Source organism: Asanoa hainanensis (assembly GCF_900188485.1).
In the GTDB taxonomy this organism is placed as follows: domain Bacteria; phylum Actinomycetota; class Actinomycetes; order Mycobacteriales; family Micromonosporaceae; genus Asanoa; species Asanoa hainanensis.
Genome location: NZ_FZPH01000008.1, coordinates 165,932 through 179,421, shown reverse-complemented (window position 1 = coordinate 179,421; position 13,490 = coordinate 165,932). Strand labels below are relative to the sequence as shown.

Annotated in this window: 14 protein-coding genes; 4 read left to right on the top strand and 10 right to left on the bottom strand. The window is 72.7% G+C overall.

The window, feature by feature from the left end; all coding sequences use genetic code 11:
- The first annotated feature begins 23 nt into the window (after positions 1-23).
- Together pknB and CHC05_RS20915 are read left to right on the top strand one after the other, a co-directional pair.
- Complete coding sequence (gene pknB / locus CHC05_RS20920) at positions 24-2,009, top strand: Stk1 family PASTA domain-containing Ser/Thr kinase (RefSeq protein WP_089251394.1); 1,986 nt, start codon at positions 24-26, stop codon at positions 2,007-2,009.
- A complete protein-coding gene (locus CHC05_RS20915) occupies positions 2,009-2,842 on the top strand; it encodes a deoxyribonuclease IV (protein WP_089251655.1) in 834 nt (277 codons plus the stop codon). The genes pknB and CHC05_RS20915 overlap by 1 nt, the downstream gene beginning before the upstream one ends.
- Here CHC05_RS20915 and CHC05_RS20910 read toward each other — a convergent pair.
- The gene (locus tag CHC05_RS20910) at positions 2,831-4,012 is read right to left on the bottom strand and encodes an MFS transporter (protein WP_245871096.1); all 1,182 of its coding nucleotides are present in this window, start codon (positions 4,010-4,012) and stop codon (positions 2,831-2,833) included. The genes CHC05_RS20915 and CHC05_RS20910 overlap by 12 nt on opposite strands.
- Positions 4,013-4,071: 59 nt before the next feature.
- On the opposite strand from CHC05_RS20910, the gene CHC05_RS20905 reads away from it, so the two are divergent.
- Positions 4,072-5,046 carry an ArsR/SmtB family transcription factor gene (locus CHC05_RS20905; RefSeq protein WP_089251390.1) on the top strand — a complete coding sequence of 325 codons (975 nt, stop codon included), beginning with the start codon at positions 4,072-4,074 and terminating at the stop codon, positions 5,044-5,046.
- On the opposite strand, the gene CHC05_RS20900 is transcribed toward CHC05_RS20905, so the two are convergent.
- The 6 genes from CHC05_RS20900 to CHC05_RS20880 all read right to left on the bottom strand — a co-directional run bounded on the left by CHC05_RS20900 (position 5,023) and on the right by CHC05_RS20880 (position 9,563).
- On the bottom strand, positions 5,023-5,586 hold the full coding sequence (locus CHC05_RS20900) for a GGDEF domain-containing protein (protein ID WP_179266296.1): 564 nt from the start codon (positions 5,584-5,586) through the stop codon (positions 5,023-5,025). The genes CHC05_RS20905 and CHC05_RS20900 overlap by 24 nt on opposite strands.
- Positions 5,520-5,732, bottom strand: coding sequence for a hypothetical protein (locus CHC05_RS41575; protein ID WP_179266295.1), 213 nt, complete (start codon positions 5,730-5,732; stop codon positions 5,520-5,522). Before CHC05_RS41575 ends, CHC05_RS20900 begins: the two co-directional genes overlap by 67 nt.
- Before the next feature lie 23 nt (positions 5,733-5,755).
- The gene (locus tag CHC05_RS20895; protein WP_089251386.1) at positions 5,756-6,550 is read right to left on the bottom strand and encodes a hypothetical protein; all 795 of its coding nucleotides are present in this window, start codon (positions 6,548-6,550) and stop codon (positions 5,756-5,758) included.
- A gap of 69 nt (positions 6,551-6,619) precedes the next feature.
- On the bottom strand, positions 6,620-7,648 hold the full coding sequence (locus tag CHC05_RS20890; protein WP_089251384.1) for a threonine aldolase family protein: 1,029 nt from the start codon (positions 7,646-7,648) through the stop codon (positions 6,620-6,622).
- Positions 7,641-9,047: a class II 3-deoxy-7-phosphoheptulonate synthase gene (locus tag CHC05_RS20885; protein WP_089251382.1), complete on the bottom strand. Its 1,407-nt coding sequence runs from the start codon at positions 9,045-9,047 to the stop codon at positions 7,641-7,643. Before CHC05_RS20885 ends, CHC05_RS20890 begins: the two co-directional genes overlap by 8 nt.
- 24 nt (positions 9,048-9,071) lie before the next feature.
- Positions 9,072-9,563, bottom strand: a complete 492-nt coding sequence (locus CHC05_RS20880) for a hypothetical protein (protein WP_144022700.1) — start codon at positions 9,561-9,563, stop codon at positions 9,072-9,074.
- An 85-nt stretch (positions 9,564-9,648) separates the two neighbouring features.
- Here CHC05_RS20880 and CHC05_RS20875 point away from each other — a divergent pair, with 85 nt between their 5' ends.
- Entirely contained in the window at positions 9,649-10,296 is a 648-nt protein-coding gene (locus tag CHC05_RS20875) for a DUF4389 domain-containing protein (RefSeq protein WP_089251378.1), read from the top strand.
- Between the two features lie 21 nt (positions 10,297-10,317).
- Here the strand turns inward: CHC05_RS20875 and tuf are convergent, their stop codons facing one another.
- The 3 genes from tuf to CHC05_RS20860 all read right to left on the bottom strand — a co-directional run bounded on the left by tuf (position 10,318) and on the right by CHC05_RS20860 (position 13,403).
- Positions 10,318-11,505, bottom strand: a complete 1,188-nt coding sequence (tuf, locus tag CHC05_RS20870; RefSeq protein ID WP_089251375.1) for an elongation factor Tu — start codon at positions 11,503-11,505, stop codon at positions 10,318-10,320.
- 261 nt (positions 11,506-11,766) lie between these two features.
- Entirely contained in the window at positions 11,767-12,987 is a 1,221-nt protein-coding gene (locus tag CHC05_RS20865; protein ID WP_089251373.1) for an RNA polymerase sigma factor, read from the bottom strand.
- On the bottom strand, positions 12,987-13,403 hold the full coding sequence (locus CHC05_RS20860) for a YciI family protein (protein ID WP_089251371.1): 417 nt from the start codon (positions 13,401-13,403) through the stop codon (positions 12,987-12,989). The genes CHC05_RS20865 and CHC05_RS20860 overlap by 1 nt, the downstream gene beginning before the upstream one ends.
- Positions 13,404-13,490: the final 87 nt, after the last annotated feature.

The window sequence follows — 13,490 nt, the reverse complement described above, 5'->3', positions numbered from 1 at the left end:
GCGGGCACATAGACTGCCTGCCGATGGACATCCAGGTCGCTGACTCGCTGCTGGGCACACTGGTCGACGGGCGTTACCGCATCCGTGGCCGGGTGGCCCGTGGCGGCATGGCGACCGTCTACACCGCGACCGACGAGCGCCTCGAGCGCACGGTCGCCCTGAAGATCATTCATCCGGCGCAGGCGCGCGATCCGGAGTTCCTCGAACGGTTCACCGACGAGGCCAAGACGATCGCGCGACTGACTCACCCGAACGTGGTCGCCGTCTACGACCAGGGCCGCCACGCCGGGCTGCCCTACCTGGTCATGGAGTACGTGCGCGGCCACACCCTGCGTGACGTGCTGGCCCAGCGGCGCCGGCTCAACCCGGGCGAGGCGCTGGCGATCCTCGAGCAGATGCTCGCGGCGATCTCCGCCGCCCACCGCGCCGGCCTCGTGCACCGCGACGTCAAGCCGGAGAACGTGCTCGTCGCCGAGGCGCCCAGCGGCGGGCCGGGCAACCTGGTCGACAGCGTGGTCAAGGTGGCCGACTTCGGTCTGGCTCGCGCCGTCGAGGCCAGCGCCACCGACGGCGACGGTGGCCAGCTGATGGCCACGGTCGCCTACGTCGCGCCGGAGCTCGTCACCGACGGCCGCGCCGACCCGCGCAGCGACGTCTACTCCGCCGGCATCGTGCTGTTCGAGATGCTCACCGGCCGGGTCCCCTACGACGGCGCCCAGCCGGTCGAGGTCGCCTGGCAGCACGTTGACCGGGACGTCCCGGCGCCCTCGACGCTGGTGCCCGGCATCCCGCCGGTCGTCGACGAGCTGGTCTCCCGCGCCACTCGGCGCGACCCGCAGGCCCGGCCGACCGACGCCGGCGCGTTCCTCTCCGCGGTCCAGGTCGCCCGCGACGACCTCGGTGCGGCCAACGCCAACACCGCCCTGCTGCGGCAGGTCTCCGACCGCACCGTGACGATCCCCCGGGTCACCGGACCCACCGCGGAGCCCGCCCGGCCGACCTGGGCGCGCCTGCCCGGCCAGGCCGAGCCGCCGCCCAGCGGCCGGCGCCGGGCGCCGGAGCCCGCGTACGACGACTATGACGACGACCCGGGCGGGAAGGGCAAGCTCGCCGAGCGCTACCGCATGGTCATGGCGAACCCGCGTGGCCGGATGGCGGTGGCCGCCTCGATCGTGCTGGTCGGCCTGATCTTCGCGATCAGCGGCTGGTGGTGGGGCATGGGCCGCTACACGGTCGCCCCGCAGCTCGCCGCGATGACCAAGGCCGCCGCCGAGCAGCAGGCGACGCGGGGCGGCTTCACGATCGCCTACGGCGAGCCCCAGTTCGACGAGACGGTCGAGAAGGACGTCGTGCTCAGCCAGCAGCCCGCGGCGGCCGGCCGGATCCTCAAGGGCGGCACGATCACGCTGGTGCTCTCGCTGGGCGCCGAGCGCTACACCGTCCCGGACGTGGCCGGCATGACGCTCCAGCTGGCCACCACCGAGCTCCAGGAGCGCAAGCTCCAGATCGTCAAGGGCGCCGACCGCTACGACGACAACCTGCCCAAGGGCACCGTGGTCGCGACCGACCCGCCGGTGGACACCGAGACCAAGCCCGGCGACAAGGTCACCGTGTTCGTCAGCAAGGGCAAGGCGCCGCTGTCGGTGCCGCGCGTGGTCGGCAAGAACGTCAACGAGGCCCGCAACGAGCTGATCGCGCTCGGGCTGGAGCCGCTGATCTCGTACAAGAAGTCCGACCAGCCCCGCGACACCGTCACCAAGCAGACGCCGAGCGACGGGGCCGGGGTCGAGCCGGGCGCGAAGATCGAGCTCGAGGTCAGCGAGGGCCCGCCGCAGGTGGTCGTGCCCCGGCTGATCGGCCTGCCCTGCCAGCAGGCGGTGCAGCAGGTGCAGGGGATGGGCCTGACGCCCAACCCGCAGCTCAACCCGAACGGCACGGTGTTCGCGCAGCAGCCCAACGAGAACACGCCGGTCGAGCCGCAGAGCCAGGTCGTCCTGTTTTGCAACTGATCGGCTCGCACACACCGTCGGGTGGGGGCATCGCGAAGACCGCGCTGCCCTACCTCGACGCGGCCGGCTCCCGGGCCGCGCAGGTCTACGTGTCCAACTCGCGCGGCTGGGCGCTGCCGCCCGGCAACCCGGACCAGGACGCGCTGTTCCGCGCCGGGTGTGAAGAGCGGGACGTGCCGGTCTACGTGCACGCGTCGCTGCTGGTCAACCTCGGCTCGCCGACGCCGGAGACGGTCGAGCGGTCCACGGCGACGCTGGCGCACGCGCTGACCCGGGGCACGGCGATCGGAGCCCGCGCGGTGGTCTTCCACGCCGGCAGCTCGGTCGACCCGGAGCACTACGACGCCGCGCTCAAGCAGGTCCGCGAGGCGTTGCTGCCGCTGCTCGACCAGGACGGGCCGCTGCTGCTCGTCGAGCCGAGCGCGGGCGGAGGCCGGTCGCTGGCGTCGCGGGTCGAGCACCTGACGGAGTACTTCGACGCCGTCGACCACCACCCCCGCCTCGGGGTGTGCTTCGACACCTGCCACGCCTGGGCCGCGGGCCACGACCTGGCGGGGCCCGGCGGGATGACGGCGACCCTGGACCTGCTGACCGCGACGGTCGGTGCGGGCCGGCTCAAGCTGGTGCACGCCAACGACTCGAAGGACACCTGCGGCTCGCTGCGGGACCGGCACGAGACGATCGGCAAGGGCACGATCGGCACGGCCGCCTTCGCCGAGCTGCTCCGGCACCCGTCGACCCAGGGCCTGCCGATCATCGTCGAGACCCCGTCCGGCAAGGCCCACGAAGGCCACGCCGCGGACATCGCGACGCTACGCGGGTTACTGGCCTAGGCCACGGACCGCCCGCACGCCGAGCGGGGCCAGCGCCGCCACCGCGAATACGACCCCGCAGGCCAGCGCCACCCGCGCGCCGCCCCAGGCGGCCGCGGCCGGGCCGACCAGGAGCTGGCCGGCCGGGATCGCCGCGAACGACAGCAGGTCGTCGATCGACGAGACGCGGCCGAGGTGGGCCGACGGGACGTGCTGCTGCACCGCGCTCTCCCAGGTGATCCCCGACGCCGCGAAGCCCACCCCGCCGAGGAACGCGCACGCCGCCAGCGCGACCGGGTGCAGGCCGAGCCCGAGCGCCAGCAGTGAGCAGGCGCCGAGCGCGCCGGCCAGCCGGCCGAAGCGCAGCGGGCGGCGCAGCGTCAGCTTGTACATCACGGCGCTCATCGCCAGCAGCCCGACGGCCCGCACGCTGAGCACCATGCCCCAGGCGGCCTCGCCCGAGCGCTGCTGGGTCAGGGCGGGCCCGAGGATCTGCCAGGGACCGACGTTCACGAGATTGATCACCGCGTACGCGACCGCGACCGGCCACACCCACGGGATCGCGACGAACACCCGCCAGCCGTCCCGGATGTCGTGCAGCAGACGCGCCCCGGCGGCCGGAGCCGGAGCGACCCGGGGCAGCCGCGACAGGAAGGCCGCCGCCGCGACGAAGCTGACCGCGTCGACGGCGATCGCCCAGCCGCCCCCGGCGGCGACCACGACCAGCCCGGACACGGTCGGTCCGACGATCAGCACCGCGCTGCGGGTCGCCGACAGCAACGAGTTGGCCCGCTGCAGGTGGTCCGTCGAGACGATCTCCGGCACGATGCCGCGCAGCGCGGGCGAGGTGAACGCCTCCCAGGCCCCGGCCAGCAGCGCGAGCCCGGTCACCAGCCACAGGCGATACGCGCCGCTGATCAGCACCAGCGCGATCCCGCCCTGGGTCAGGCCCGCGCCCAGGTTGGCCGCGACCAGCACCGCGAGGCGCGGGAGCCGGTCCGCGACGACGCCTCCGACCAGCAGCAGGGCCAGGTGCGGCACGATTTGGCAGGCCAGCACGATGCCGAGGTCGGAGGGCCGGCCGCTGGCGTCGAGCACGGCGAAGGCGAGCGCGATCGGGGTCATCGCGCTGCCGGCGAGCGACACCAGCCGACCGAGATAGAAGGCGCGGAATCCAGGGGTGAACAGCACCACGGGAGCATTCCGGCCACGCCCGCCCGGCCGCTAACCTTGCGGCGAAAGGCGTAAACATGACCCTCCTGAGGCTCTCCCCCACCGCGCTGGCCCGTTGCCGCTTCGCGCTGTCCCCGCTCGCCGAGACGCTGGGCTCGCTGATCGCGTTGCACCGACCGGCGCCGGAGCCATGGCTGAAAAGCTGGCACACCGCGAACCAGCCCGGCTTCCAGAAATGGCTGGCCGGCGACCCGTTCGCGGCCGGCCTGCTCGCGCTGGTCTCGGCCACCAAGTGGCTGCCGGACATGGTCGCCGTCCCACCCACCGGCGGCACCAGGACCCGGCTACGCGACGAGCTCAAAGAAGTAGCGACCTTCACCGACGACGAGATCCGCGCGACCGTTGCCACCGCGGTCACAAAGAGCTGGGAGCCACAGGACACCCGCTGGCTGAGCGGAGCGGACCTCGGGCCCAGGACGGCAGAAGTGCTGGCCGAGGGCTGGCGGCGGCACGTCGCCAAGGACTGGCCGCGCCGCCGGGCGCTGCTCGAACGCGACATCATGCACCGCGCGGGCCTGCTCGCCGCGTACGGCTGGAAGGAAGCGGTCAAGAACATGACCCGGCACTCCGTCTGGGTCGGCGACGACGCGATCCGGTTCAGCGAGCAGGACTACCCCGACCGCTGGATCACCGACGAGGGTCTGGTGTTCGTGCCGAAGACGGCCGGCGTCGGCTCGTGGACCTGCGAGCGCCCGCCGCTCTACGCGCTGGTCTACCCGGCCCGCGGCCCGGCGGCGGAGGTGGCCGGCCCGGCCGGGGACCCGCTCGGCTCGCTGCTGGGACCGGGCCGGGCGCGGGTGGTCCGCGAGCTGCGCCGGGCGGCGACCAGCACGCAGCTCGCGTACACCCTGGACGTCTCGTTGGGCACGGTGAGCACGCACCTGGCCGTGCTCCGCGACGCGGGCGTGGTGGCCGGCGCCCGAGTCGGCCGCGCGGTCGTCTACCGCCTCACCGAGCGCGGCACAGACCTACTGTCGACCTTGGACACCTAGACCCGGTGGGGCCAGGTCAGGCCGGTACGCCGCGGCTCGGTCCTTGCCCGCCGCCTTGGCCGCGTACAGCGCCAGGTCGGCCTCGCGCAGCAGGTCGGCCGGGGAGCGCGCGGCCAGCGGCCCGGCCGTCACCCCGACGCTGGCGCTGACGGCCAGCTCGCCGTGGGTGGACGGGTACGGCACCCGCAGCCGGGCGCAGATCGTCCCGCCGACGGCCAGCCCGCCGGCCTCCGCCGTGCTCGGCAGCAGCAGGGCGAACTCGTCGCCGCCCAGCCGGACGAGCGTGCTGCCCGGCGGCGCCAGCGAGGTCAGCCGGCGGCCGAGGGAGACCAGCAGCTCGTCGCCGGTGGGATGGCCGAGCGAGTCGTTGATCTCCTTGAACCCGTCGAGGTCGACCAGCAGCAACGCGTGTGACCGCCGGGGCGGGAGGGCGGTCAGCCGTTCCATGAGCACCGACCGGTTGGACAGGCCGGTCAGCGGGTCGTGCGACGCGCGGTAGGCGAGCTCCGCCTGGAGCCCGCGCAGCTCACCGACCACCACCCCGAGCTCCTCGGCGCGTCCGCCACGCGGGCCAGCAGCGACAGCCGCCACAGGAGCAGCAGCGCGATCAACGCGGCGGCCAGCACCGGCGGCCCGAAGTCTTCCGGAGAACCGGGGTTGAACTGCCCGAAGGCCACTGCGGTCACCCAGGCCAGCGGGCCGAGCAGCGTCAGCGCGACGAACAGCGCGGCCGCCCGCGGCTGAGCCGGGCGGCCGGGAGGCCCTCGCCCCGGCGCGCCGGCACCTCGGCCGAGGAGGGACGCAGCAGCGCGACGGCGATCAGGACGGCGAACCCGACGGCGAAGATCCCACCGCCGAAGAGCCGGCCGTCGACGTCGTAGCCGGCCTGCCGGGCCACCAGCCCGATCGCGCCGACCAGGGCCAGGACGACCCCGACCGCCACGAACCTGATGGTCGGAGCGCGGGGACGCACGACGAACAACAGCCGGACCAGCGCGCCGAGGACGACCGAGATCCCGACGGGCCGCAGCCCGGACACCACCAGCCGGGCGCCGGTCGGAACGATCTGGCCGTGCAGCAGGAACAGCCACAGCAGCACGAACACCCCGAGGGTGACGACCGAGGCGTCGAGGCTGTCCGTCAGGTCGGCGGCGGCTCCGGTGCCACCCAGCAGGACCAGTCCGACCGCGAGCGCCGGATAGAGCACCAGGGCCCGGATGTCCCCACCGGCCAGCCCGCCGCTGCGGCCGCCCACCATCACCGGACCGGTCACCGCGGCGTAGATCCGGAACACCACCGATCCCGACGCCACCGTCAGCGAGCCCCAGGCCGCCACGCGGGGCGGTCGGCGGACGACCAGGGTCACTCCGGCCACCAGGAACGCCGCCGCGGCGGCGACCGCGCTCAGCACCGGCGCAGCGCCCGCCAGCGTCGCGAGCACCAAAGCGCCCGCGACCGCCAGAAAGGCCCAGGCGGACCACCGCCACAGGCCCGCGTTGGCCATGCCAACCCCCGCGCAGCCGAGCCGGCCCGGTGCGGACCGGTCAACTACTCAGCAAAGCACGCGAACCTGTCAATCGCGAAAGATCTTTGGGAGGACGTCGACGGCGTGGTCGATCGCGGCGTCGTCGACGTCCATGTGGGTGACGAGTCGGGCCACCTGCGGCCCGAGCACCGAGACCAGCACGCCGCGCTCACGGGCGGCCGCCGCCAAGGCGTGCGCGTCGAGCGGCGACTTGCGCAGGTCGAGCGGGACGAGGTTGGTGCGCACGGCACCGGCCACCACGCCGAACGGGGCCAGGGCCTCCGCCAGCCGGGCCGCCTTCGCGTGGTCGTCGGCCAGCCGGGCGATGTTGTGTTCCAAGGCGTACGCGCCGGCCGCCGCCAGCACCCCCGCCTGGCGCATGCCACCGCCCATCCGCTTGCGGATCACCCGGGCCCGCTCGATGTTGGCCGCCGTCGAGACGACCAGCGAGCCGACCGGGGCACCGAGGCCCTTGGAGAGGCAGACGGAAAGGGTGTCGAAGAGCCCGCCGTAGGTCCGCAGCGGCACCCCGTCGGCGACGTGGGCGTGCCAGATCCGCGCGCCGTCGCAGTGCAGTGCCACTCCGGCCGCGGTGGACGCGGCCCGCAGGGCCTCCAACGTGGACAACGGGATGACCCCGCCGCCACCCCGGTTGTGGGTCTGCTCGACGGCGATGGCCCGCGTCGGCACCGCGTGGTAGCCGGCGGGACGGATCATGTCGATCACCACGTCGGGGTCGATGTCACCGCCGACGGGCGTCCAGGTGCGGGTGGACACGCCGCCGATCGCCGCCGCCGCGCCGATCTCGTAGGTCACCACGTGCGCGTCGCCGTCGCAGAGCAGCTCCTCGCCCGGCGGCACGGATAGCTGGATGGCGATCTGGTTGGCCATCGAGCCGGTCGGCGCGAACAGCGCCGCCTCGTGCCCGAACAGCGCGGCGACCGACGCCTCCAAGGCGTTGACCGTCGGGTCCTCGCCGTAGACGTCGTCGCCGACGACCGCGGACGCCATCGCGGCCCGCATGCCTTCGGACGGTTGGGTGACGGTGTCGGACCGCAGGTCCACGAGCTCAGCCACGCAGCATCTCCGCAACGAGGAAGGCCAACTCCAGCGACTGCTGGGTGTTCAGCCGGGGGTCACATGCCGTTTCGTACCGGTCGGGCAGGTCAAGGTCTTCGATGCCCTGGGCGCCGCCGAGGCATTCGGTCACGTCTTCGCCGGTCAGCTCGACGTGCAGGCCACCGGGGTGGGTGCCCAGCCCGCGATGCACCTCGAAGTAGCCCAGCACCTCGTCGACGATCCGGTCGAAGTGCCGGGTCTTGTAGCCGTTGGACGACTCGTGGGTGTTGCCGTGCATCGGGTCGCACTGCCAGACCACCTTGGCCCCGGCGGCGGTGACCTTCTCGACGATCGGGGCCAGCGCGTCGCGTACCCGGTGATTGCCCATCCGGGCGACCAGGGTGAGCCGCCCCGGCACGTTGCCCGGGTTGAGCTTCTCGCACAGCTCGATCGCCTGCTCGGGGGTGGTGGTCGGGCCGAGCTTCACGCCGATCGGGTTGACGAGCCGCGACAGGAAGTCGACGTGCGCGCCGTCGATGCGCCGGGTCCGCTCACCGATCCACAGGAAGTGCCCCGACAGCCCGTACGCCTTGCTGTCGGAGACCCGGGTCAACGCCCGGTCGTATTCCAGGGCCAGCGCCTCGTGCGAGCAGTAGAGGGTGACCGTGCGCAGCGCCTCGTCGTCGGTCATGCCGCAGGCCCGGATGAACGCCAGCGCCCGGTCGATCTCGCGGGCGATCGCCTCGTAGCGCTCGCCGGCGGGCGACTCACGGACGAAACCCTTGTTCCAGTCGTGTACGGCGTGCAGGTCGGCGAGCCCGCCGGACAGGTACGCGCGCAGCATGTTCATCGCGGCGGCCGAGTTCGCGTACGCCCGGATCATCCGCTGCGGATCGGCCACCCGCGCGCCCGGCGTCGTCTCCAGCGAGTTGATCATGTCGCCGCGGTAGGCGGGCAGGCCCAGCGCGTCGGTCGCCGACGAGCGGGGCTTCGTATATTGCCCGGCGACCCGGGCCACCTTGACCACCGGCAGGGAGGCGCCGTAGGTCAGCACGACCGCCATCTGCAGCAGCGTGCGGGCGTTGGCCAGCAGGTGGCTCTCGGTGTTGGCGTCGAAGGTCTCGGCGCAGTCGCCGCCCTGGAGCAGGAACGCCTGGCCCTCGCAGACCTGGGCGAGCCGCTCGCGGAGCTGGTCGACCTCGTAGGGGGCCACCACCGACGGCACGTTGTCGAGGACCTGGCAGACCTCGGCGACGACCTTGGGATCGGGCCACGGCGGCATCTGGTCGCGGGGTAGGTCACGCCAGCGGTCGAGGCCGAGCGCCTGGTCTTCCGCGGAGTCGGCCGTGGGCCGGGAGGTCTGGGGACCGAGGCTGGCCACCCCGGGGTAGCTCAGCTGATGCCACTCTTGGCGCATGCCAGCAAGACTACGGCTGCCCGCTCACTGGGAAGGCGTTGGGCCGGGCGGCGAGGGCATCGACGGAAGCACTACGGCCGGGTCCTCGCGCGCGATGCACCAGCCCGTATCGATGTTGGTCACGAGGAAGACGACCCCGACCGGGGTGGCCTTGCCGCCGGCCGGGGTGACGAGCATCGCGGTCGTCACCTGCTGCCCGTTGCCCTCGGCCCGCACGTCGGTCACGAACCCGCCGGAGACCTTGACCTTCTTGCTGAAGTCGCCGCCCTCGCCCTGGGCGGTCTTGTCGAACGTGCCGGCCAGGGTCGGGCAGAGCTGCTTGCGGCCGGCGGCCAGGTCCCGCTTGCCCATCGCGAGCAGGTAGGCCTCGACCTTCTCGCGGGCCTTCTGCGGGCTCTCGTCGATCGGCTTCGGATCAGCGCCGACGATCTGTTTGGCGACCGAGCAGCCGCTGAGCGGTGCGGCGAGGGCTACAGCCAGGCTCGCCACGGCCAGGGCACGACGTGGGGACAGCACGGTTCGTGAGTCTGGCACATATTCCTGTGGCGTAGCGGTACGGGATTCCGGCCCTAAATCGGGCCAAACCCCGCAAGATGCACATATGGAACCGACCGCTCAGGCGTACCCGGTGAACTTCTCCGTCGCCTATCCGGACCGGCCGCTGAACCGGCTCACGAGCTTCTTCCGGCTGTTCATGGTCATCCCGATCGTGATCCTGCTCGGCACCGTCTACAGCGGCGGCGCCGAGTGGGGCCAGTGGGGCGGCGACGACGGCAACAGCGCCGAGACGGTCGCGTACGGCTTCGGTGGTGTGCTGTTCTTCGGGCCGCTGCTGATGATCCTGTTCCGCAAGAAGTACCCGCGCTGGTGGTTCGACTGGAACCTGGAGCTCCAGCGCTTCGCCAACCGGGTGACCGTCTACTTCGCGCTGATGGACGATCGCTACCCGGCCACGGACGACCACCAGTCGGTGCGGCTGGACTACGACTACCCGGGCGGGACGCTGAACCGGTTCCTGCCGATCGTCAAGTGGCTCCTCGCGATCCCGCACTACGTGGTGCTGTTCTTCCTGCACATCGGCGGCGTGGCCGCGGTGATCATCGCCTGGTTCGCGATCCTGTTCACGGGGCGCTACCCGCGGGGGCTCTTCACCTATGTCGAGGGTCTGCTGCGCTGGCAGAACCGGGTCACGGCGTACGCGTTCACCCTGGCCACGGACCGCTACCCGCCGTTCCGCCTGGCCCCGTAGGACCAGGCGGAACGTGGGTCGCTAGAGGATCTCGGTGACCGTGCCCGCCGCGACCGTTCGGCCGCCCTCGCGGACCGCGAAGCCGAGCCCGACGTGCATGGCCACCGGCCGGCTCAGCTCGACGGTCAGGTCGACCGTGTCACCGGGCAGGACCATGGTGATCCCCTCCCCCAGCTCGATCGCCCCGGCCACGTCGGTGGTCCGGAAGTAGAACTGGGGCCGGTAGTTGGCGAGGAACGGCGTGTGCCGGCCACCCTCGGCCGCGGTCAACGCGTGCAGCCGCGCGGCGAACCGGCGGTGCGGCGTGACGGAGCCGGGCGCCGCCACGACCTGGCCGCGCTGCACCTGGTCGCGCTTGACCCCGCGCAGCAGGATCGCCGCGTTGTCACCGGCCTCGGCCGTGGCCAGCGACTTGCCGAACGTCTCCAGCCCGGTCGCCACCGTCGTCAGCGTGTCGCCGAGCCCGACCACCTCGACCTGGTCGCCGACGCGCAGGGTGCCGCGCTCGATCGCGCCGGTCACGACGGTGCCGCGACCGGAGATCGTCAGCGTGTTCTCGATCGGCATGAGGAACGGCTCGTCGACGGCCCGCGGCGGCACCGGCACGTACCGGTCGACCGCGTCGAGCAGGTCCACGACGGACCGCGTCCACACCGGGTCGCCCTCCAGCGCCCGCAGCGCGGACACCCGCACGACCGGCACCTCGTCGCCCGGGAAGCCGTACTCGGAGAGCAGGTCCCGGACCTCGAGCTCGACCAGGTCGAGCAGTTCGGCGTCCTCGACGGCGTCGGACTTGTTGAGCGCCACCACGAGGTGCGGCACCCCGACCCGGCGGGCGAGCAGCACGTGCTCCCGGGTCTGCGGCATCGCACCGTCGAGCGCGGACACGACGAGGATCGCGCCGTCCACCTGCGCCGCACCCGTGATCATGTTCTTCACGTAGTCGGCGTGGCCGGGCATGTCCACGTGCGCGTAGTGCCGCGTCGCGGTCTCGTACTCGACGTGGGCGATGTTGATGGTGATGCCCCGCGCCGTCTCCTCCGGAGCCCGGTCGATCCCGTCGAAGGCCACGAACCGGTTGGTTGCCGGGTCGGCCTCCGCCAGAACCTTGGTGATCGCGGCGGTCAGGGTCGTCTTGCCGTGGTCGACATGACCCATGGTGCCGATGTTCAGATGTGGCTTTGTCCTTAGGTACTGGCTCTTCGCCATGGTGGGTTCAGTCCTCCTGAACTGGATGAAAGGAGGGCATTTGAAGGTGCGCGGGCGGGCGCCACCCCGCGTCGGGGCCGCCGATCGAGCGGGCCGTGATGACAGAGAACTCCGCGCCAGAACCGGGCCGGGACCAACCCCTCCCCGCGGGTTCTGCTGCTGCGAGGAAGGGTCAGAGATCAGCGCCGTCGGCGGCACACCGCAGGAAGAAACCTGCGGGCCGCGCGGGGCTGCTGAAGAACATGACCATCACGGTACGGATCAACCGCGCGCCCGTCGAACGTATTCCGCCCGGGTGTGGAGGTAGCGCTGTTGCGGCTGGCTCATGGTCTTCGCGGCGGCGGCCAGGTAGGCGGCCCGCGCCGCATCGAGGTCGCCGGAGCGCTCCAGCAGGTGGGCACGGGCGGCGTGCCAGCGGTGGTCGGCGGCGAGGCGCTCGTCCTTGCCCAGCGGGTCGAGCAGCGCCAGCCCGGCGGCCGGGCCGCGGACCATGGCGACCGCCACCGCGTGGTTGAGCGCCACCACCGGGTTGTCGGAGTGGTCGAGCAGCACCTCGTACAGCAGCATGATCTGCGGCCAGTCGGTGTCCTCGGCCCGCGCTGCCTCGTCGTGCAGCGCCGCGATCGCGGCCTGGATCTGGTATGGCCCGGGGTCGCCGCTGGGCAGTGCCGCGGAGACGAGCGCGACCCCCTCGGCGATCTGAGTGCGGTCCCAGCGCGACCGGTCCTGCTCGTCCATGGGCACCGGCGTGCCGTCCGGCGCCGTGCGGGCGGCCCGGCGGGCGTCGGTCAGCAGCATGAGCGCCAGCAGTCCGGTGGCCTCCGCGTCGTCCGGCAGCAGCCGGTGCACGAGCCGGGCCAGCCGGATCGCCTCCGTGGACAGCTCCACCCGCTGCAGGGTGGGGCCGGTCGTGCCGACGTAGCCCTCGTTGAAGATCAGGTAGAGCACGCGCAACACGGCCGCCAGCCGGGCCGACCGCTCGTCCGCCGGCGGGAGTCCGAACGGCACGCCGCTGTCCTTGATGGACTTCTTGGCCCGGGTGATCCGGCGGGTCATCGTGTCCTCGGGCACCAGGAAGGCCCGGGCCACCTCCCCCGTGGTCAGGCCGCCGACCGCGCGCAGGGTCAGCGCGATCTGCGACGCCGGTGACAGCGACGGATGGCAGCACATGAACAGCAGCACGAGCGAGTCGTCCGTGGCCGGACCGGGTGCCGGGACCGGCCAGGCCGCGACCGTCTCCTCGCGGCCCCGGCGGGCCTGGTCGGCCCGGAGCAGGTCGGTGAGGCGGCGGGCCGCGACCCGGACCAGCCAGGCGCGCGGGTTGTCGGGAACGCCGTCCACCGGCCACTGGCGGGCGGCGGCGAGCAGCGCCTCCTGCACCGCGTCCTCGGCCGTGTCGAAGTGGCCGTAGCGCCGGACGACCGCGCCGAGGACCTGCGGCGCGAGCGTGCGCAGCAGGTCCTCCCCCGACGGCTCGAGCATCACTCGTCGAACTCGGGCGCCCCGGCGATCGGCCGCACGTCGACGTACCACTCGTTGGCCAGCTGCGCGCCCGCCGGGTGCGGGGTGTCGGCCAGCTTCGCGGCGATCTCCGTGGCCCGGTCGAAGCTCGCGCACTCGACGATCGTGTAGCCGGCGAGGACCTCCTGGGTCTCCGCGTACGGGCCGTCGGTGACCACCGGCACGCCGTCGCGGAGCGAGACCCGGCGGGTGTGCACCGGCGCGGCCAGGCCCTGGCCGTCGACGAACTCACCGGACTCGACGAGCTCGTTGTTCCACTTGGTCATGAACTCGTGCAACGCCGCCAGGTCGTCGGGCGTCCAGGCGGTGCCGGAGCCCGACCCGGTGATCATGTCGAAGTCGCGCTGCGAGCCGGTCAGCATGATCATGTATTTCATCGTCGTCTCCTCGGTTCGAAGCGGCGCCCGTGGTGGCGCCTGCCAACCGAGACGTCGGCGCCGACCACCCGCTCCGGACATCCTCCC

Excerpts from the sequence above, each read along its gene's own strand:
- pknB (WP_089251394.1), top strand. The coding sequence starts at position 24 with ATGGACATCCAGGTCGCTGACTCGCTGCTGGGCACACTGGTCGACGGG.
- CHC05_RS20905 (WP_089251390.1), top strand. The coding sequence starts at position 4,072 with ATGACCCTCCTGAGGCTCTCCCCCACCGCGCTGGCCCGTTGCCGCTTC.
- CHC05_RS20895 (WP_089251386.1), bottom strand. The coding sequence starts at position 6,550 with ATGGCCAACGCGGGCCTGTGGCGGTGGTCCGCCTGGGCCTTTCTGGCG.
- CHC05_RS20885 (WP_089251382.1), bottom strand. The coding sequence starts at position 9,047 with ATGCGCCAAGAGTGGCATCAGCTGAGCTACCCCGGGGTGGCCAGCCTC.
- CHC05_RS20875 (WP_089251378.1), top strand. The coding sequence starts at position 9,649 with ATGGAACCGACCGCTCAGGCGTACCCGGTGAACTTCTCCGTCGCCTAT.
- tuf (WP_089251375.1), bottom strand. The coding sequence starts at position 11,505 with ATGGCGAAGAGCCAGTACCTAAGGACAAAGCCACATCTGAACATCGGC.
- CHC05_RS20865 (WP_089251373.1), bottom strand. The coding sequence starts at position 12,987 with ATGCTCGAGCCGTCGGGGGAGGACCTGCTGCGCACGCTCGCGCCGCAG.
- CHC05_RS20860 (WP_089251371.1), bottom strand. The coding sequence starts at position 13,403 with ATGAAATACATGATCATGCTGACCGGCTCGCAGCGCGACTTCGACATG.